Below are 19,710 nucleotides of genomic sequence, written 5' to 3'. Positions count from 1 at the left end.
AACAGCCATTCGGGATGTACTAATTTCGCACGATATGTTATGATGCCCGACGCACGGTTTCGCCCGCCCATCCCGACCGGTCGCGCCCAAAACGACACACCCAAACGGACAGGTTCTCGCGTTCCATGGCTTTTCCGCAATCCTTCCTTGATGAAATCCGCGCCCGGGTTTCCCTGTCGCAATTGGTCGGCAGGCGGGTGCAGTTGAAACAGAAGGGACGCGGGGACTGGTGGGGCAATTCGCCCTTTACGAATGAAAAAACACCGTCTTTCCATGTCGTTGACGACAAAGGGTTCTATCATTGCTTTTCCACGGGGGAGCATGGCGATCATTTTTCCTGGCTGATGCAGGTTGAAGGACAGAGCTTCCCTGAGGCGGTCGAGATACTGGCAGGCCTTGCCGGGCTGGAAGTGCCAAAATCTTCGCCAGAGGAACGCCAGCGCGAAGAACGCCGCAAAGATCTGGGCGATGTCATTGCCTTTGCGCGGGATTGGTACACACGCCAATTGGAGAGCCCGGCTGGCAAGGAGGCCCGCACCTATCTGCAAGGCCGCGGGCTGGAGGCCATGACGATTGAGGCGTTCCAACTGGGCTTTGCCCCGGATGATAAGGACGCCCTGGCGACAGCGGCCAAGGAACAAGGCATCGAGATGGCGCAATTGCTGGAGGCCGGCCTGTACCGTGCCCCGGATGATGGCCGCGCGCCCTACCCGCTGTTTCGCAATCGCATCATGTTCCCGATCAATGACCGGCGCGGCCGCCCGATCGCCTTTGGCGGGCGTTTCATGGGCGATGCCAAGGCCATCGGGGTTGGGAAATACATCAATTCCCCGGAAACACCGCTGTTTGATAAATCCCGCACCCTGTACAATCTGGATCGTGCGCGAGAACCCGCCCGCCAGGGTGAGCAATTGCTGGTCGTCGAAGGCTATATGGACGTGATTGGCCTTTGGCAGGCTGGCTTCCCTGCCAGTGTCGCCCCTTTGGGCACGGCGGTAACTGAATTACAGATTGCTGAACTGTGGCGTCATGCAGATGAACCGATCCTGTGCCTGGATGGCGATGTCGCTGGGCAAAAGGCCGCCATTCGCGCCGCAGAACGGGCATTGAGCGGATTGGAACCCGGCAAAAGCCTGTCCTTTGCCTTTTTACCGGAAGGGGAAGACCCAGACAGTCTGGTCAGCGGCCATGACGGCATACGCACCATGAATGAGATACTCGGTGGTGCCCATCCCCTGGCGCAATTTTTGTTTGAAACCGAATCAGATGGGATGCGACTGGACACACCGGAGCGCCGCGCCCGTCTGGAGGCAGACCTTTTTCAACTCGTCTCAGGCATTCAGAATGATCTGGTGCGGAAGGAATATCAGCACACATTTCGCGATATGCTGTTCAATCTGCATCGGAAACACAGCCAGACGCGGCTGAAGCAAGCCCGCCGCCAGGCTATCCGCGAATGGCGTGGAAACCGCGATACATCCTTGGGCCCGAAGGCGGAATCCCCGTTTGGCAAACGCCTGATGGACGATGCCGCGCGCCGCCTGGTGCGCCGCCGCCAAGAGATCGTTCTGGCAACCCTGGTTAATCATCCAGATCTGATTTCAGAGTTTGATGAGGTTTTAGACGTCTTCGCCTTTGATGCCGACCTTGACAAGCTGCGCGCCGAACTCCAAAAACACGCTGTGTTGGGCATTACGCTTGACCCGGAGGCGCTTACACACCACTTGATCGCAAGCGGGGTGCAAGCGTCTTTGTCTGCTGTTACCGTTCCGGGCGTCTACAGTCTGGCTCCGCAGGCGAAACCCTCTGCCTCCTCATCGGAGGCGCGAGAGTTGCTGGAGCATATCCTGTTAATCCGGCAGCAAGGGGCGCTGCTGGGGGAATATCAAACAGCAGGACGGGATCCCGTGGCGCAAGCGTCCTCGGGTCCTGACAGTTGGGGGCCAGGGGACTGGGAAAAGCGAGATGCCCGATTGGCGGCTTTGCGCCGATCGGTGGATGATGGAGAAGGCCAATTGGGCCAGGATCTGTCGGACTATAGTGACAAGAGCTAGGACGCTGGCGCATATCGCGTCAGGGTATCGGTGGAAGGAAGACGGGCAATATGGCGAGCAAAGCCGAAGCGAGTGAAGCGACCGAGACAACAGAAGAACAGGCAGACGGTCCGGTTCTTGAAGACGCGCACTCAGCGGTAAAGAAGCTTCTGCAAAAAGGCAAAGAGCGCGGGTTCATCTCAATTGATGAACTGAACGAAGCGCTGCCGCAGGAGCAGGTATCCTCTGAACAGATCGAAGACGTGATGACCATGTTGAACGACATGGGCATTAATGTTGTCGATGGTGAGGAGCCTGATAGCGACCCGGAAGCAAAGCCGGCGGAAGAGCGGACCACCGAAGCCTCGGGCGATGCCGGTAATATCTCGGATGATGAAGTCGGGCGCACCGATGACCCCGTGCGCATGTATCTGCGCGAAATGGGCTCTGTTGAGCTGTTGTCGCGCGAAGGCGAAATCGCGATTGCCAAACGGATTGAGGCCGGGCGCGAGAAGATGATCGGCGCCCTGTGCGAAAGCCCGCTGACCATGCGCGCGATCACGGACTGGCACGATCAATTGCTGGAAGGCCAGATTCTGCTGCGCGATGTCATTGATCTGGATGCGACCATGTCGTCGGGTCCTGATGCCGATGATATGGCCGATATCGAATCCGGGGATGAAGAAGCCGGTGAATCCGAGGCGCTGAAAGCAGCAGAGAAAGCCAAAGAAGACGCCGAAGAAACGGAAGACGACGACGACACTGAAGAGGCCCCCAAGGTTGCGGCGAAACCAGAAATCGTCAAACCTGTCGAGGCCGCTAAAACAGCCGAACCCGCTGCGGATGGCGAGCCTGTCGATGGCGTTTCGCCATCAGGTGACAGCGATGAGGACGAGGACGGCGAAGAAAACAATATGTCGCTGGCTGCCATGGAGCAGGCCTTAAAGCCGACCGTCCTGGAGACATTCGAAAAGATTTCCGACACCTATGGCAAGCTGCAACGGGCGCAGGACAAGCGCGTCAGCAGCATGCAAAAAGGGGAATCCGTCTCCCGCTCTACTGAGCGTACCTATGACAAGCACCGCAAAGAATTGATCCAGTTGATGGATGAGGTGCGTCTGAACAATATTCGCATCGAGCAATTGGTTGAAGAGCTGTATTCAATCAACAAGAACATGATCACCCAGGAAGGCAAATTGCTGCGCCTGGCACTGGAATGCAAAATTGACCGCGAAGCCTTCCTGGAAAGCTATTACGGGCGCGAGTTGGACCCGAACTGGCTGGAAGAAATGGCAGACGTTTCCAACGCCTGGGCCAAGTTCGCTGCGAAATACGCGATCAAAATTGAAGAGCTGCGCGCTGGTATTGGCGAAATCGCTAATGAAGCAGGAATGCCCATACAGGAATTCCGTCGCATCACCTCGACCGTTCAACAGGGCGAGCGGGAAGCCAGTCGCGCGAAAAAGGAAATGGTTGAGGCGAACCTGCGCCTGGTGATTTCGATTGCGAAGAAATACACCAATCGCGGCCTGCAATTCCTGGATTTGATCCAGGAAGGGAATATCGGTCTGATGAAGGCGGTGGATAAGTTTGAATATCGCCGTGGCTATAAGTTCTCGACCTATGCGACCTGGTGGATTCGCCAGGCAATCACGCGGTCCATCGCGGATCAGGCGCGCACGATCCGTATTCCCGTGCATATGATTGAAACGATCAACAAGCTGGTACGCACATCCCGCCAGATGTTGCACGAGATCGGGCGCGAACCGACTCCGGAGGAATTGGCCGAAAAACTGGCCATGCCGCTGGAAAAAGTCCGCAAGGTTCTGAAGATTGCGAAAGAGCCGATCTCTCTGGAAACCCCAATCGGAGACGAAGAAGACAGCCATCTGGGCGATTTCATCGAAGACAAGAACGCACTGTTGCCGTCTGATGCCGCAATCCATTCGAACCTGCGGGAAACCACAACACGGGTTCTGGCCTCTTTGACGCCCCGTGAAGAGCGCGTGTTGCGCATGCGGTTTGGTATCGGGATGAATACCGACCACACATTGGAAGAAGTCGGTCAGCAGTTCAGCGTCACCCGGGAACGTATCCGCCAGATCGAGGCAAAGGCCTTGCGCAAGCTGAAACACCCCAGCCGCAGCCGCAAACTGCGCAGCTTCCTGGACTATTAGAGCAAATCCCGAGCAAACGGAATCGTTTGTGACGACGTATTTGCTTAGAAAACAAATGGTTAGAATATCCTGTCTGAGTTCATGATGCTCTAATTCCAATCGCTTCCTCTGCCCGGCGCATATCCTCATCATGGGGTCGCCGGGCCAGGGGGTGCTGAATTAGCCCCCAGTCAAATAGTGCAGTATAAATTGCAGCGACCCTCCTGTTGGGGCTTAGCTTATTATCCGATATTTCAATTAAATTCATTTATCCGAAATATCGCTTATATTGATTTATCCGTAAAACCGTGTAAAATAAACTGAGAATCAGGAGATAGGGACCGGACATATCATGACCCCTAAAGTAAAAACCCCTTTTGACATTGGGGCCATAATACGGGCGCGTCGTATGGCAATGGGCCTTACCCAAGCCAGCCTGGCAAAACAGGTTAGAATTCGACAACAGACCTTGTCTGGAATCGAAAACGGCGCGCAAGGAACGTCAATATCCACTCTGCTCGCCCTGTTCCACACATTAGGGCTTCAGATAACATTAGGGGATATTCCCCCCCCTTCTAACACTTCAGACACTATCAATCTCAGCGAGATCGTTGATTAAATGGCACGGGGGCAAAAGCTAGGTCGACTTGCGATCCTGATAGACGATACCTCCGTCGGCATGTTATTCAAAAGGTCAGGGTCTACAGTGTTCGTCTATGATGGAAGTTGGCTCGCCAATCCTAATGCCTATACTTTGTCGATCAGCCTTCCCCTCATTCGCGGGGAACACCCTGCACGAATATCAGAGGCTTTCTTTTGGGGATTGCTACCGGATAATGAGGCAATCCTTCAGCGAATTGCTGAGGACCATAACACATCTGTCCGCAGCCTAATGGGGTTGCTGCAGGCCATTGGCAGCGAATGCCCGGGTGCAATACGCATTCTGCCCGATTTGACCGATGCCGCCTTGGAGGCGGAACCAGAGGAAGTAACCTGGTTGTCGGAAACTGAAATCGCAGATCGCCTGCGAAACTTGGCGCGCCATCCATTAGGACGCAAGACAACTGATCATGGACAGTTCAGCCTGGCAGGGGCGCAGCCCAAAACTGCCTTCATACGAGACTCCTCTGGCCGCTATGGCATTCCCAGCGGACGTATCCCAACAACCCATATCATAAAGCCTCCAGTATCCGGATTTGATGGTTTCGTTGAAAACGAGCATTTCTGCCTATCGCTTGCAAAACGATTAGGCTTATCAACCTGTGCAACTAAGGTGGAGCATTTTGGCGACCAGATTGCCATCGTTGTGACGCGGTTTGATCGGCGGTTTATGCCAGATGGACGCATTCTGCGCATTCATCAGGAAGATTTCTGCCAGGCTGCGGGCATTCATCCTGACAACAAATACCAAGCCATGGGAGGTCCGTCCCCAGAAACCTGCCTGGCTTTGCTGGACTCCTCTGATCGACCGGAGGTCGACAAAACCAACTTTATCCTGGCCTTGGGGTACAATTGGATTATCCGCGGCACAGATGGGCATGCAAAAAACTACTCCATGCTCCATACCCCGAACCAAACACGTTTAGCCCCCCTGTATGACATTGCCAGTGCGACAGCTTATCCTCAAAAATATGAGCGTCGCGATTTAAAGATGGCAATGAAAATAGAACAGAAGGCGGAATTTGATCAGGTCATGGGTCGACACTGGCAACGACTGGCGGAAAAAGCCCGATTGGACGGCGACTATATTCTACATCGCTTAAGGGAAATAGCAGACTCTGCCCCTGATCACGCACTTTCCGTTGCCACACAGTGCCAGCAAGAAGGTCTGGAACACCCGATCCTCCACAGACTTGTCGATGCCGTAACCCACGGTGCAAGGGCCTGCCACCATCAATTGACGCTGTGATACAAATCCCAGCCATGCATTCAGTGCGGGGATATGATCTAATTTTCGCAGCATGAATTCATTTTAAGTTTGCGTTGGTTTGCCCGATATAGCGTTCTGAACGCGCTGGTCCGCTCATCGGGAGTTAGACTAGGCGCGTTGGGATTTCCCCGTTATGGATAGTATTGTTTCCGAAGCAACCATTCGCCCTGCCGTTCTGGAGGACCTGGACGGCCTGGTGGATGTAGAAACCGCCTGTTTCCTGACCGACCGTATCAGCCGACGCAGCTTTCGCCATTTGTTGATCAAGGGCCATCAATCGACCCGGGTGCTGTGTGACCCGACAGGGCAGTTGATCGGCTATGCGATGGTTCTGTTTCATCAGGGGACCTCTCTGGCGCGCCTGTATTCACTGGCGGTCCTGCCGGATCGCCGTGGAAAGGGCTATGCACGGGCGCTGCTGGCGGCCGCAGAAGACGCCGCTGCTGAGGGGGATGCGGCCTATCTGCGTCTGGAAGTCCATGCCGGCAACGAAGGGGCCATCGCACTGTATCGCCAGGCGGGGTACAAGCCCTTTGGTCGCATTACCGGCTATTATGAAGATGGCGGCGATGCCCTGCGCCTGGACAAGGCCCTGATCGGCAGCCGCCCCACATCCGCCGACCGCATTCCCTATTACGCACAAAGCCTGGATTTCACCTGTGGGCCAGCCTGTCTGATGATGGCGATGACCGCGCTTAAGCCCGAAACACCGATGACACGCCGGGAAGAATTGCGCCTGTGGCGGGAGGCGACGACGGTTTTTATGACCAAAGGCCCTGCGGGATGTTCCCCCTATGGCATGGCGCTGGCCGCTGCGGCCCGCGGCTTTGACGTGCGGGTGCATGTGCGCGATCCAGACGTGATGTTCATCGACTCCGTCCGCAGCCAGAAGAAAAAGGACGTCATTCGCCTGGTTCAGGAAGATTATCTGGCGCAATTGCAGGATCTTGAAATTCCCGTCGACAATCGGGCCCTGACATTGCCGGAAGTACAGGAAGTGTTGGACAGCGGCGGCATCCCCATCGTGTTGATCTCGACCTATGCGCTGGATCGTGAAAAGGTGCCCCATTGGGTTGTCGTGGTGGCGCTGAGTGACCGTTTCGTCTTTGTGCATGACCCCTTTGTCGACCCGGATGTGATCCAAAGCCAGACCGATCGGATGGCCCTGCCCATCCCCCGGGAAGATTTCGAACGCATGTCCCGCTATGGCCGGGCCCGCCAGCGCGCCGCATTGGTGCTGCGCCTGACGGCAACAAGCTAACCTTACAGGAGTTTCAGCCAACAATGAGCAGAACCGTTTTCGTCGTTGATGATGCGACTGATTTCCCCTTCCCCGGTCCCGGACGCGAAGCGATCTCCGCCCATGATTACCTGACACGCTCCAAACCCTATCCCATGCGCACCCGTGTGGTGAATTTGTGCAGCGATTACAGCTATCTGGGTCTTGGATACTATTGTGCCCTGACAGCCGAAGCACGGGGCGACAAAATCATGCCCTCTGCCGAAGCGATGTTATGGGTGGGGTGGAAGCGGATTTACCGCCGCGCGCTCGGCGATATGGAACGCTTTCTGAATAAAGCAATGCGCTCAGCCGCCACCGATGCCCCGACACCATCGATCACGGTATGCTTTGGACTGACCGACGAGCTTCGTTTCAAAACACTGGCCCGCGCCGTCTTTGATGCGTTTCGGTGCCCGATTGTGCGCATTCAATATGAACGCGGTGAAACCAAAAGGGGGGCGGCCCTGTATCGCATCAAGGATGTCAAAGTCCCCAATTGGAAGACCCTGCCCAATGCCGACCGCGCCTTGTTTGAGCGTGGCCTGGATCATTATACGAAGCGGCACCGGCCAATGCCCACCATTGGTAAATTACCGAAATATCATCTGGCGGTGCTGATCGATCCGAAAGAGGTCATCCCCCCCTCCAGCCCGCTTGCCATACAACGGTTGACCCGCGTTGGCGCGACAATGGGGGTGAAGGTGGACACAATCGGTCAGCGCGACCTGCCTCGTCTGGCTGAATTTGATGCCTTGTTTATTCGCGAGACGACGGCGTTGGATCACCACACCTATCGCTTTGCCAAACGGGCAGATGCAGAGGGTATTCCCTGCCTGGATGACGCGGCCTCGATTCTGCGCTGCACCAACAAGGTCTATCTGGCGGAACTGTTCCGAACCCATAATATCCCGTCCCCCAAAACAGTGATCATCGATAGGACCAATCTGGAAAAGGTCTCAACCGACTGTGACTATCCCATCGTTCTGAAAGTGCCGGACGGTGCCTTTTCCAAGGGTGTGAAGCGGGCCGACACGCCAGCCCAGATGATCCAACTGGGCCGGGAAATGCTGAACCATTCCAGCCTGATCCTGGGCCAGGAATATCTGCGCACCGACTATGACTGGCGCATTGGCATCCTGAACAATCAGCCAATCTTTGCGTCGAAATATATGATGGCGCGCGGTCATTGGCAGATTATCAACCACGCCAAAAAAGGCGAACCGGATCAGGGAGGCTTTGAAACCGTTGAAATCGATGCCGTCCCGCCCAGCATCCTAAAGGCAGCCCTGGCCGCCGCTGCCCCCATCGGCAATGGCCTATATGGCGTAGATGCCAAACTGATTGGCGACCGCGCCGTGGTGATTGAAGTAAACGACAATCCGAACCTGGATGCAGGAGTCGAAGATAAGCTGCTGAAAGATGAATTATGGCGGATTATTTTGAATGATTTCATTCGCAGAATTGAGGCTGTGCGATAAAAACCTCAAAACACCGTCACCCAACTCTGGTGAAACCCCGAAAGCTTTGCTATAGCGCTCCCTACCGGTCACAGAACCGGTCGGTGGGCCTGTAGCTCAGCTGGTTAGAGCGGACCGCTCATAACGGTTTGGTCGCGGGTTCAAGTCCTGCCAGGCCCACCATTCCTTCCATCTGTGATTTTTCATAGTTAATAGTCAAAATTTGCGCATGAAGCTGCATATACCATATTTGTTCATTTTAAGAAACATATCTAAATTTCAACAATTTTTAAGTAGAATCTTATTGTCGGATTTCACTAATTTTTGCGCTGAATCTCACTAAGGCTTACATATACGAACATAACAAGAATACACTGGTTGTCGGATTTCACTAATTTTTACGCGGAATCTCACTAAGGCTTACATTCGGGAACAATGCATGAATATATCTAAGGGAAAGTTACTTGTAGTTACGCAGCCTTTTGAATAGTGAGCAGGCATCGTAGGGTCGCATTGAACTTCATTAAGCGGACGAACTTTGTCAGGGAATTTTGCGCCGCAGGGGGTCACCATAGAGGTGCATTGCTAGGCAGTCGCGCGGCTCCCCACTGAATTTACCCCGTACATTGGCGTTGGCATCAAAGACGGCATCGATCACCGACGATCCGGAATGCCAAAGTTCAAGGAATATCGGAATCCAATAGGACGGCACTCTCGAGTCCAAGGGCCAGGGTGAGGCGACAACAGACGTACATCCGTTGCTCAGCAATTGGCGCACCAACCCGAGTGTCGTATTGGCCATCGGGTGCTTGTCCATCCGCCCTCCACTGCAAACAAAAAGAATGACCACGCCGACGCCGCTGAGAGCATCGGCCAGTTCGGCAGAAGACGCTTTCAAGTTTGCGTCGTCCTGCACGACCTGAAAGAAGCGCCCTTCCGGAATGAGACCGCCGTGAGCCGTGACGATGGCCAACTCCGCGCCTCGTAAATCGGCAGGAATTATAGCGCCTTCGTCCAGAGCGACTCCGTACTTCGCCAAGGGATCGCGGATGCGGTCTGCCACTGTCGTCAGAGTCGCGCTGCCCTCTGTCGGGCCAGTGGTCGGTATCCAGGCTACGTGGCGTGTATTGGCTGAAGGTTGCGCAGTCCGGGCGCTTTCCAGCCACGCCAGTGAAGGCACTACTGCGAGGCGCCGGGAAAAGCCGGCAAGTTCGTTCCCGAGGCGTAAGAGGTTTGCGGGATAAGGCTGCAGTTCTGCACTCATGACCAGTACAGCACGCTCCAGAAGTTCAGAGACCCCGATACCTTCCGTACTGGTGTAGAACAGGTTCATGGCTTGCATATCGATGCCGTAGCGGAACGGAAATTCCTGAGACCAGTTATCAAGGCGGTTCTCGGAAAATGTTTCAGAGGTTTCGCAGACAGGTGTGTGTAGGGTGCCGTCGGCGGCTGTTGTCCGGAGCAAAAGGCCGCGCGAATCCATGCCGATCATCACTAACGGAAGACCTGTGCTGTCCGAAAGTTCCGCAGCGAGTTCGCCCGGCTGTCTGATTTGATGCGGCGATTGCCAAGCGGGACCGTTGGCACTTGTTGGCAGGGAAATGGCATGATCTGCCATAAGCTCGATCGCGAACACGGCCGTCCAGGGATCGCCCGATGCTTCGGCACTGGCAAGCAGCCGCTCAGCTAATATGACCAATGATCGAACATCATAGGCGGTATCGTCAGCCTGCATTGCTGCTTCAATCTGACGGGCGACAGTCAAAACCTGGTCGGCGGAAGGGCTCTCCGCCCCTATTGCGGCAATAATTGCAGATTGGGATTGTGAGCAACGCTCTACGAGTTGCTTCAGAACGTCTCTGGCTTCCGAAGGTACCGTCCCCCCTTGGATAGTGCTCTGACGGATCGCTTCACTGAGAAGGGCCGCAACTGGCTCAGGTTCGTCGTGCCTTTCAAGGACCGCCTGTGCATTCGCCACGATAGGAGCGAAGAGGTCCTCAACCGCAGCCTGCCCGCCTGCGCCGTTCTCCAGAAAACGGGCCTGAAGAATGAGAGTTTCGATTCGCTGTTCGTACTTGTCGAGAACCCCCAAATTCTGAAGTGCAGCTCTCCCAGCCTCCAGAAATGAAATGGCGAAAGGAATCATCCGAAGATCCCGCGTTATGCGGAAGAGTAGCACGCTCTCGTACCAAACCTGCTCCGACGTCGCCAAACGATCAGCGCTCAATCCGCAGGCAATGGCGACGAACCCCTGGATGATCTCTCCAGTTCGTTGATAGACATCGCTAAAACAAAGCCAAGCAAGACGTACCCTACACGGATCGGCACCGGCAAGCTGAAGAGCGTGCTCGGCATAATCACGGGCCTTCTGAAAATGGCTGGCAAGTGCGAACCGGACTGCTGCAATTCGGATGATCGTAAGGTCGGCGTTCTTGTCCGTTCCGTGAGGTACGATGGAAATGGCTGCAGCGATGAGCATTCCAAAAGTCTCAGCATCGGTTGCGCTGACGACCGGGTCGTAGTGTGCCAACAGAAGCTTGGCACCTTCGATCAGCCCATCTGGAGGACCAGTCAGAAGACTCTCCGGCAAGGTCGTCCGACCCAGATAAATTGGGCCGTTGTCCGAGAGCCAAGGCAGCGCAACGCGCATGAAGGCAAGAACATCCTCGGGGCTTGACGTCGCTGACCGATTCCCAAGCTTGGGAGCCGGTCGCGGGATCGAAGGTTCTCTCGCAAAACGTAGGACTAGCGTGGCGAGCACTGCCAGACCCAGCCCACCCATTGACTGGGCTGACATGACATCGACAAGTCGTATGCGCATTGAGCCGTCGGCCGGATGGTGTGCGACGTATCGGAGGACATGTGAAATCGCGATACTGGCGGTATCCGGGTCAACGCCAATGCGGCCTTTGTCATCACGTGTGAGGACTACACGCTCAAGCGCGGCCAATATCGAGGAGGCCGTTGCCTCCTCGATTTCCGCATTTTCCGAATCCGGAAGGATGGTTTCCAGTGCCTGCGCGGGTTGACCATTCAGGAGGGCCTCCCTGCCAAGAACACGCTTGGTGAGGTCCTTTTGGGAGGGAACACGTGACTCTATGGCCTGAAGAATCGCGGCATAGTCCGTTGTCTCACCCTGCAGTGCCTCGGCGACGATGCCATACATCTCGGCGGCAGTACGCTCGCCATCGCTTGTACTTTCGGCAAGCAGGTGGGCAAGATCACTGTATTGCCGCTTCGCGAACAATTCATTGATGCGGACCTCACGCAAGGCAAGGGATGGAGGATACATCGCGGTCAAAAGAATTTTGCAGCGTGCGAGGACGTCATCCACGCGGGTTCGCTCCGCCAGCAGCAAGGCACTTTCGAGACGCTCTGGCGGCAACCCTTCCAGACGAGTGTTCGAAAGAAGTGTACGGGCAATATCGGGCGCACCGGACGCGAATGCAATACTGGCCACCTGCAATGCAATTGTCGGCGGCAGACCTTCGGTAAGTTCGGGCCTGTTTCGCAACTCGTCCAGTACCATCGGGTAATAGCCGACTTTCTCGAGCGCCTGGAGCCGAAGCAAAGGTTTTGAGCGGTCGAGAGTGGAGGGCAGAGCATCGATTTCGGAAAGGACGGCACCGACTTTTCCCGCAGCGATCTTGGCATTCCAGTCATCGATCCTGGTAGCAAGTACGGCGTCAGGGCTGTCTTTCACTTCCCCGGAAATCACGCCACAGCTGTCGATCGACAAGAGCAGCTTACGATGCGACTCTCTAGCTGGCCACTCCTCGCCCGCATCGAGCGCGACATAAGTCTCCGATTGCCCGGCGGCCCCGATGGCCCTTTGGCATAGCGCATTAAAATGAGGCACCCAGAAATCTTCCGGCATGGCTACGGCACTTTCCGCAGCTATCGGTGCGAGTCCGTCGGCATCGGGAGTGCGGTACAGAGCCCCCTGCGTAACAATGATCGCAGTGCAGGCGGGTGCGGCTTCGATCACGGACAAGACTGAGGAAGCCTGCATGTCGCGGGTCGCCGTGACCTGGAGCCGCTTTGCCAGAGCCCTTTCCTCGCTCTCGTCCAGTGCGGTGCCGCGCCACCTAACAAATGTGCCCCGGATTTCCTCCCGGAGCGCCTCTTCGAAGTCAGCCTCGTTGTCGGTGCCCGGAGGATGGACGAGTATGATGTTTCTGACCGCCAGCGCGCCGTCTTGGTTCTGACCCACCGCCAAAACGGTGATCAGTTCGGCAAATCTCTCAAGGGGACGGTAAGGTCCCACTACAAACATGTCGCCCGCACCCCACTGCATGCCGTGCTTCTGATAGAAAGCGGTGAAATCGACGCCCGATCCCTCGGACATATCTTTAGCGGGTGCATTGGGCATTATAGTATTAGCTACCTCTTAGAACCTGACCGAAAAAGAAGTTGAGTGAATTCTGTCTGTTATGATTCAGTCGGAGTAGCGACTCTTCGACGGAGAATGACCAGTGGACCGAACTCACCCGTAAGTAGCATGCCCGAAAGAGGCTGCGCCTGCCAAGCAACTTTATGGACGCCGAATGGGCGGTGCCGGAGCCGCTGATGCCGACACACACGAGACCGCCCGCCGCTTTGGACCCACTGGCAGATCGACGAAATGTTGTTGTACCTTCTGCACGGCGACTTGACATGGCGAATGCTGCCGCCGGGGGTACCGACAATCAATCCCGTCAAGCTTGATCTGCGATAAAGGGGATAGTTCAACGTTGAGGTCTGCCGGATCATGCTTCCTTCCAGGAAAAAGCCCGATAGAAAACGTAATCGTTCATGATATACGAAATGGAAAACGTAAGCGGTAGTGATACGAAATGAAATTTGAGGTGACATTCCTCGATCAAGAACCCTAGTAATGCATTGTTGCCAACGTAATCGCTAATGAAATCCGACACTGGTGATCTCGCAAATGTTAACTTAGGTAAGTGTGACGTTCCTTCTTTTTCTTCGGTGCCGAGATACTCATCAATTTCCGGCTAGTGGACACAGCAGCCACCGCCAGCTGCTATCTGATGCCAGCGTTGGTCGGGGGAGGCGAGAAGAAAACGATGCCGAACAAGACTGGCCGCGCAATGACGCCCGCGCCTTTCATATCCCTCCGATCCCACGTAAGCTGCCGACTAATGAACACGGCGTCGTCGGCCCAGCCGCACATCCTTCCCATTGACCAAACATAGCTTCCAGGCTATATCAATTTGTGAGAAATTAGACTAGACGATACCTTCGAGATGGAATTTCTGGCCTTCGAGCGACAGGTGCCAAGCGAATTGCTGGCTATTACCGAGCTGCTTGACAATTATGGCTCGCAGCTTGGTCGTCCGCACGCCGACACGCCCAAAAGGTCGAGACACGATAATATGAAGGAAACGCGCTTCGGGGCTACCGATGGCCAATGGCGTGCCGCCTTCGCCTTCGACCCAGAGAGAAAGACAATCCTGCTGGTGGCGGGTGATAAATCTGGCGGCAGCCAGAAGCTCTTCCACGAGCAGCTTAAAGCAAAAGCGGATTTGCGGTATTCCATGCATATGGAAAACCTGAAAGCCGCGAAAAAGGGAATGTGAGATGGGCCGGAGCCTGAATGAAGTCATCGCCGCGCTGCCTGTTGAAGAGCAGGCCGCAATCGACGTGCGATATCAAGCCCTGAAGCAGGAGGTCGAGGGTCTGCGCGAGTTGCGCGAGATTACCGGCAAGGCACAGGCCGATATCGCTACCGCGCTTAACATCAAGCAGCCTTCGGTCTCCAAGATCGAGAATCAGGCTGACATGTATCTCTCGACACTCCGCAGCTATGTTGAAGCAGTCGGCGGCAAGCTGGAACTCATGGTGAAACTGCCGAAGCGGCCGGCCATGCGCATTCATCATCTGGGTGACATCGCACCGACGGTGCGTGCGCCAAAGCCAATCCGGGCGGCCAAGCAGCACCATGGATGAACTGCAGCACTCTATCTATGTCGATCGCTTTCGGCTGGCCTTCCACACCCATCACGGCACGGCGTTCCAAGACTGGTTCGTTCGTCTTGCGGGTTACGCTTTCGGGGCCGATTTCGAAGAAGTGCGCCCCTACGGCCCCTTTGGCGATCTGAAATGCGACGGCCGCCGCATCAGTACCAAGTCCGTCTTCCAGTGCTATGCCCCCGACGCCATGAAGGAAGCCGAACTCATCGCCAAGGTCGATGAGGACTTTCATGGCGCACGCGGCCATTGGAATGCCGACATGGCCGAATGGGTCTTCGTCCATAATGATGGTCGAGGCCTTCCGCCGAATGCGGTCCGGCATATCGATGGACTCCGTCAGGTGCATGCGCCGGTTGTCATCGAGACTTGGTCGGAGCCGGAACTCCTGAAGCTCACCATGGATCTTGAACCGGCCGCCTTGCAGGCGCTGTTCGGCCCCGCGGCTTCGATCGCCATTGTCGATCGCCTGGTAATGGCTGACCTCGTGCCGATAATCGAAGCGCTGCAGCGTCAGGAGCCGAATGCCGGCGATCCACCGCTCACCCCGCCGTCGTTGGAGAAGCTGGAAAAGAACGCGCTTTCCGATGAATCCGGGCTCCTGCTGCGGATCGGCCGGCGCAAGTCGAGCCTCGTTGACATCTTCTTTCGCAAAAGCCCCCGACCGGATCTCGGCGAGAGGATCGCGGAAGCGTTCCGCATGCGCTACGCCGAACTGAAAGCCCTCGATCTTCCGGCCGACAAGATCTTCAAGCACTTGCAGGACTATGCCGGCATGAATGGCGAACCCAAGCGCCAGGGCGCCGCGCTGGCCGTGCTCGCTTATTTCTTCGATAGCTGCGACATCTTCGAGGATCCTCTCGTCTCCGTGGAGGTGTCATGATTCTGCCAACAAAGCATGTCCGTCCAGACCGCGCTCTCATCGGCGTTGGTGCCGAGATCTTGGAAATCCTGAAGTGGCCGATGACCATGTCCCGCCTGTGGGACGAGGTGCGCGGCCGGCGGGCGCAACATGCTCCCAACGCGCCGATCGACTATCAATGGTTTATTCTCGCACTGGACCTGCTCTACACGATCGGAGCGCTCGACTTCGACCGCGGCCTCGTGCGGAGGATCGCGTCATGATCCGTCGTTTTGGCAGCGACCTGGCTTCATTCAAGACCCTCGCTTTCAAGCCGGGCCTCAACATCCTGCTGGCCGACAAGAGCGAGGGCGCAAATGACCGCCAGTCTCGCAACGGCGCTGGCAAGACCAGCTTTGTGGAGCTGGTGCATTTCCTGTTCGGCGCCGACGTCCGTAAGGAGAGCATCTTCCGGTCCGAGGTTCTCACCGAATGGACCTTCGACGTGGTGGTCGATGTCGCCGACGAGGCAATTTCCGCGGCCCGCAGCGGCGCCAAGCCTAGCCAACTCATGATCAACGGCGCCGTCGAAAACTGGCCGCTTGCACCGCAGTCCAACCTGGCGGCCGGACATTTCGAGTTTTCGAACGAACAGTGGAAGGCCAATCTCGGCAAGCTCTGGTTCGGCCTGCCGCTCGCTTCTGGTGACGAAATCGAACGCTTCCAACCATCCTTCCGCTCCTTGTTCTCCTATTTCGCTCGCCGCCAGCTCAGCGGCGGATTCCAACAGCCGATGCAGCATTCTACGATGCAACAGGCATGGGACCAGCAGGTCTCGATCTGTTACCTGCTCGGCCTCGACTGGACCATTCCGGGCAAATTCCAGGAACTGCGCGGGCAGGAGAAAGTCGCCCGAGAATTACGCAAGGCCGCCAAGAGCGGCGACCTTGGCCGCTATTTCGGCAAATCCGCCGATCTGCGCACACGCCTCACCCTCGCAGAGGCCCACGCCATCAGGCTGCTCGAACAGCTGGCCTCATTTGAAGTCGTGCCAGCATACAAGGACCTTGAACGCGAAGCCAACCTTATCACCCGCGAGATCGACGTACTCAATGTCGACAGCGTGATGGACGGTGAATTGCTTCAACAACTTCGCGCCTCACTCGGTGAAGAAGGTGCCTCCGATCTCAGCGACGTCACCAAGCTCTACGCGGAAGTCGGCGTCATCTTGCCAGACATGGTACGGCGGCGTTTCTACGAGGTGGAACGGTTTCATCGCTCGATCATCGAAAACCGCCGCGCCCACCTGAGTGCTGAAATCACCTCCACCGAAGCGCGTATCGACGAGCGCGACCAGCGCACCGCTGAGCTCGATCGCCGGCGTCGCCAGATCATGAATGTGCTGAGTTCGGGCGGCGCGCTAGAGCATTACACGAACCTGCGCGAGGAGGCTGGCCGTGCCGAGGCCGAGGTAGAGGGTTTGCGCCAGCGCCTCGAGACTGCAGAGCGTATCGAGAGTACCAAGGCCGAACTGGACATTGAGCGGGCCAATCTGACCAAGGCGCTTCGGGACGACCTGCACGAGCGCAACGACATCCTGCGCGAGGCGATCCTGACTTTCGAGTACTTGTCGGAATCCCTCTACGAGAAAGCCGGAAGCCTCACCATCGCCGAGACAGGCGGTGGGCCGCAGTTCGACGTCCATATCGATGGGCAGCGGAGTAAGGGCATCACCAACATGCAGATCTTCTGCTTCGACCTGATGCTCACCGAAATCAGCCTGAAGCAGGGTCGCGGGCCCGGCTTTCTCCTGCACGACAGCCACCTGTTCGATGGCGTCGACGAGCGACAGGTCGCCAAAGCCCTTCAGCTTGGCGCCGAGCGTGCCGAGGCCGCTGGTTTCCAGTACATCGTGACGATGAATTCCGATGTTCTTCCCCAGGAGGGGTTCCGAACTAGCTTCAGGGTCAAGGACCATGTCCTGGAGACCAAACTCACGGACGCGACCGACACCGGTGGGTTGTTCGGGCTTCGTTTCAACTAGGAGCGCCGATGCGATCTGCGCCCTTCACCCGTCCTACCCTTGTCGCCGCCGTCGAGTTGCTTGAGCAACACAGCCAGGCGCGGTTCAACCAGATGGTCCTCCGCCTTGGCCTGGAGGACGAGATTTCCTCCAGCTCCTCCCTCAGTGTCGCCAACAAGTGCGCCCTGCTCGGTCGGATCGTTGTGCAACGGGCCGAGGCCGTGCTCGACACGCTCGAAGGCAGCATGACCTTGGGCGAGGCGGTGATCCGGCAAGCTGCGCAGCTAGCGCAGCAAAACGCTACGCAAGCTTTGCAAACGGCCTTCGCACGGGGCCTTGCGCGTGACGGATACATTTTGACGTGGGACGACTTCGGGCGAAACACGTCCATCCGTGCGGCATTGCCCGGCGAAATCCAGCTCCCCCAAACGGACGACGAGGTGCATCAGCTTCTCAAGTTCTTCGGCTTCACAACCCCTCTCGGTCATCTTGACCAAGCCGTTGCAGCGCATACGCGCGGCAATTGGGCGGCTTGCAACAGTCAACTCCGGACCTTCCTGGAAAGCCTGTTCGACGACATCGCACGTAAGTTGCTACCGCAGCAAGCGGGTCAACAGCTGAGTTCAGAAAACCGGCGCGCCTTGCTCGCAGAAATCGGTTTCCTCGCGATGGATCGCAACGAGTGGACCCAGGACGGGAAGAACTACGTCAACGGGCTCTTCAAAATGCTCCACACGGAGGGTTCGCACCCGGGCCTCTCGGATGAAGATCACAGCACCTTCCGCCTGCATGTCGTTCTGGTCACCGCCAGGACCTTCTTGCGGCGGCTGGTCTACGGCAAGTGAGGCCCGACATGGCGTTCTTCTCGCAGGACCAGTTGGAAGCCATTGCCGGCGCCCTGGGCGACACCAACCAAGGCCTTACAGGGCTGGAGATCCAGCACCTGATCGCGTCCAGCAAGATGATCGATCCAGGCCCGGTGATGAAACGTGTCCGCATCTACAATGCCTTCGTAGAGAGCCAGAACACCAAACAAAACCGCACGCACGTCCTGGAATTCATTCGCCTCGCAATGAAGCCAGCTCGATATAACCATGACCCGGATCGGTACGAGCCGATGCGAGCACTTCTAAATCAGGCTTTGGCATTTGCCGGCCTTGTCGTGGATCAGGCCGGAAACCTCACATCGGCAGAATCCGCCCAGACATTGCCGGAGGCACAACGGCGCGCCCGCAACCTTCGAGCCGATCTCGAGGGCCGAGGCGTACATCCGGACGTGCTGAAGTTTTGCCGCGCCGAGCTGGTTTCGGACAACTACTTCCATGCTGTCCAGGAGGCGGTGAAGAGCGTCGCGGACAAGATGCGTACACGCACGGGTCTGACGGACGATGGGGCACCTTTGGTCGATAGAGTGCTCGCTGGTGACCCTCCACTCTTAGCTATTAATCCACGCAGCACAGTCAGCGAACGCAGCGAACAAAGCGGGTTTGCCAACCTTGTCCGTGGCACCTTCAGCATGTTCCGCAACCCGACCGCGCATGAGGCACGCATTCACTGGGTAATGTCCAAGGAGGACGCCGAAGACCTACTATCAATCGTATCGCTGATTCATAGGCGCCTGGACGCCGCTCATATGCCGGCACGCATTTAAGGCTCAGGCCATATGAGCTGAATCGAAAGCGAGCTAGATCCAGACCGCATAGGTCGCATCGGTGAGCGGCAGTTCGAGTTGCTCTAGGAGCGCGAGTGCCTCTAGTTCAATAAGAGCACCGTCGACGTGATGGGCTGGGATTTCATCGTAGAGTTCTCGTTGATTTCTTAAAACTTATAATCAATCTAAATTTTTCCATTTATTTCAACTATGCAGTCGACATTTAATATTACTTTTTTCTTCTGATAAATAAATTGTAGTTAAATACATAGTAAAATCAATGTTGCTAAGGAGTTTCCTTTTGTGGTTTTCCGAGGCAGTTATTGAAAGTCATAAAATAAACTTGGGATTCTCAGTATATAGA

At 56.2% G+C, this 19,710-nt stretch carries 14 protein-coding genes and 1 tRNA gene; 14 read left to right on the top strand and 1 reads right to left on the bottom strand.

The features are described 5' to 3' along the window. The first annotated feature begins 125 nt into the window (after positions 1 to 125). The 7 genes from dnaG (at position 126) to ACOSDR_RS00810 (ending at position 9,041) form a co-directional block, all read left to right on the top strand. A complete protein-coding gene (gene dnaG / locus ACOSDR_RS00840) occupies positions 126 to 2,054 on the top strand; it encodes a DNA primase (RefSeq protein ID WP_420730115.1) in 1,929 nt (642 codons plus the stop codon). A 50-nt stretch (positions 2,055 to 2,104) separates the two neighbouring features. Further along, positions 2,105 to 4,210: an RNA polymerase sigma factor RpoD gene (gene rpoD / locus ACOSDR_RS00835; protein ID WP_420730114.1), complete on the top strand. Its 2,106-nt coding sequence runs from the start codon at positions 2,105 to 2,107 to the stop codon at positions 4,208 to 4,210. A gap of 331 nt (positions 4,211 to 4,541) precedes the next feature. Beyond that, entirely contained in the window at positions 4,542 to 4,808 is a 267-nt protein-coding gene (locus tag ACOSDR_RS00830) for a helix-turn-helix transcriptional regulator (protein WP_420722922.1), read from the top strand. Continuing rightward, on the top strand, positions 4,809 to 6,098 hold the full coding sequence (locus tag ACOSDR_RS00825) for a type II toxin-antitoxin system HipA family toxin (RefSeq protein WP_420730113.1): 1,290 nt from the start codon (positions 4,809 to 4,811) through the stop codon (positions 6,096 to 6,098). Positions 6,099 to 6,252: 154 nt separating this feature from the next. Continuing rightward, positions 6,253 to 7,380 (top strand): peptidase C39 family protein, encoded by a 1,128-nt coding sequence (locus tag ACOSDR_RS00820; protein WP_420730112.1) that lies wholly within the window; start codon positions 6,253 to 6,255, stop codon positions 7,378 to 7,380. 23 nt (positions 7,381 to 7,403) lie between these two features. Further along, a complete protein-coding gene (locus tag ACOSDR_RS00815; RefSeq protein WP_420722919.1) occupies positions 7,404 to 8,879 on the top strand; it encodes a RimK family protein in 1,476 nt (491 codons plus the stop codon). Positions 8,880 to 8,964: 85 nt separating this feature from the next. Then, a tRNA-Ile gene (locus ACOSDR_RS00810) sits at positions 8,965 to 9,041 on the top strand. Between the two features lie 358 nt (positions 9,042 to 9,399). Here the strand turns inward: ACOSDR_RS00810 and ACOSDR_RS00805 are convergent. Continuing rightward, the gene (locus ACOSDR_RS00805) at positions 9,400 to 13,230 is read right to left on the bottom strand and encodes a hypothetical protein (protein ID WP_420730111.1); all 3,831 of its coding nucleotides are present in this window, start codon (positions 13,228 to 13,230) and stop codon (positions 9,400 to 9,402) included. An 877-nt stretch (positions 13,231 to 14,107) separates the two neighbouring features. Between ACOSDR_RS00805 and ACOSDR_RS00800 the strand changes: the two genes are divergently transcribed. The 7 genes from ACOSDR_RS00800 to ACOSDR_RS00770 are packed head-to-tail and all read left to right on the top strand — an operon-like array spanning position 14,108 to position 19,346. Beyond that, complete coding sequence (locus ACOSDR_RS00800; RefSeq protein ID WP_420730110.1) at positions 14,108 to 14,440, top strand: type II toxin-antitoxin system RelE/ParE family toxin; 333 nt, start codon at positions 14,108 to 14,110, stop codon at positions 14,438 to 14,440. 1 nt (position 14,441) lies between these two features. After that, complete coding sequence (locus tag ACOSDR_RS00795) at positions 14,442 to 14,810, top strand: XRE family transcriptional regulator (RefSeq protein WP_420730109.1); 369 nt, start codon at positions 14,442 to 14,444, stop codon at positions 14,808 to 14,810. Beyond that, positions 14,803 to 15,714, top strand: coding sequence for an ABC-three component system protein (locus tag ACOSDR_RS00790; protein ID WP_420730108.1), 912 nt, complete (start codon positions 14,803 to 14,805; stop codon positions 15,712 to 15,714). Before ACOSDR_RS00795 ends, ACOSDR_RS00790 begins: the two co-directional genes overlap by 8 nt. Next, entirely contained in the window at positions 15,711 to 15,956 is a 246-nt protein-coding gene (locus ACOSDR_RS00785; RefSeq protein WP_420730107.1) for an ABC-three component system middle component 6, read from the top strand. Before ACOSDR_RS00790 ends, ACOSDR_RS00785 begins: the two co-directional genes overlap by 4 nt. Next, a complete protein-coding gene (locus ACOSDR_RS00780) occupies positions 15,953 to 17,716 on the top strand; it encodes an ABC-three component system protein (RefSeq protein ID WP_420730106.1) in 1,764 nt (587 codons plus the stop codon). Before ACOSDR_RS00785 ends, ACOSDR_RS00780 begins: the two co-directional genes overlap by 4 nt. 8 nt (positions 17,717 to 17,724) lie before the next feature. Next, the gene (locus ACOSDR_RS00775; RefSeq protein WP_420730105.1) at positions 17,725 to 18,540 is read left to right on the top strand and encodes a hypothetical protein; all 816 of its coding nucleotides are present in this window, start codon (positions 17,725 to 17,727) and stop codon (positions 18,538 to 18,540) included. Positions 18,541 to 18,548: 8 nt separating this feature from the next. Beyond that, positions 18,549 to 19,346, top strand: a complete 798-nt coding sequence (locus tag ACOSDR_RS00770) for a TIGR02391 family protein (RefSeq protein ID WP_420730104.1) — start codon at positions 18,549 to 18,551, stop codon at positions 19,344 to 19,346. Positions 19,347 to 19,710: the final 364 nt, after the last annotated feature.

Origin of the sequence: Hwanghaeella sp. 1Z406, assembly GCF_048892425.1 — a bacterium.
Lineage (GTDB): Bacteria > Pseudomonadota > Alphaproteobacteria > UBA8366 > Aestuariispiraceae > Pacificispira.
This window is presented reverse-complemented; position numbering and strand designations above follow the sequence as displayed.

Bases quoted from the DNA above. Each gene is read 5' to 3' on its own strand.
- dnaG (WP_420730115.1), top strand. From the start codon at position 126: ATGGCTTTTCCGCAATCCTTCCTTGATGAAATCCGCGCCCGGGTTTCC.
- ACOSDR_RS00830 (WP_420722922.1), top strand. From the start codon at position 4,542: ATGACCCCTAAAGTAAAAACCCCTTTTGACATTGGGGCCATAATACGG.
- ACOSDR_RS00795 (WP_420730109.1), top strand. From the start codon at position 14,442: ATGGGCCGGAGCCTGAATGAAGTCATCGCCGCGCTGCCTGTTGAAGAG.
- ACOSDR_RS00775 (WP_420730105.1), top strand. From the start codon at position 17,725: ATGCGATCTGCGCCCTTCACCCGTCCTACCCTTGTCGCCGCCGTCGAG.
- ACOSDR_RS00780 (WP_420730106.1), top strand. From the start codon at position 15,953: ATGATCCGTCGTTTTGGCAGCGACCTGGCTTCATTCAAGACCCTCGCT.
- ACOSDR_RS00800 (WP_420730110.1), top strand. From the start codon at position 14,108: ATGGAATTTCTGGCCTTCGAGCGACAGGTGCCAAGCGAATTGCTGGCT.
- rpoD (WP_420730114.1), top strand. From the start codon at position 2,105: ATGGCGAGCAAAGCCGAAGCGAGTGAAGCGACCGAGACAACAGAAGAA.
- ACOSDR_RS00785 (WP_420730107.1), top strand. From the start codon at position 15,711: ATGATTCTGCCAACAAAGCATGTCCGTCCAGACCGCGCTCTCATCGGC.
- ACOSDR_RS00825 (WP_420730113.1), top strand. From the start codon at position 4,809: ATGGCACGGGGGCAAAAGCTAGGTCGACTTGCGATCCTGATAGACGAT.
- ACOSDR_RS00805 (WP_420730111.1), bottom strand. From the start codon at position 13,230: ATGCCCAATGCACCCGCTAAAGATATGTCCGAGGGATCGGGCGTCGAT.
- ACOSDR_RS00770 (WP_420730104.1), top strand. From the start codon at position 18,549: ATGGCGTTCTTCTCGCAGGACCAGTTGGAAGCCATTGCCGGCGCCCTG.
- ACOSDR_RS00790 (WP_420730108.1), top strand. From the start codon at position 14,803: ATGGATGAACTGCAGCACTCTATCTATGTCGATCGCTTTCGGCTGGCC.
- ACOSDR_RS00815 (WP_420722919.1), top strand. From the start codon at position 7,404: ATGAGCAGAACCGTTTTCGTCGTTGATGATGCGACTGATTTCCCCTTC.
- ACOSDR_RS00820 (WP_420730112.1), top strand. From the start codon at position 6,253: ATGGATAGTATTGTTTCCGAAGCAACCATTCGCCCTGCCGTTCTGGAG.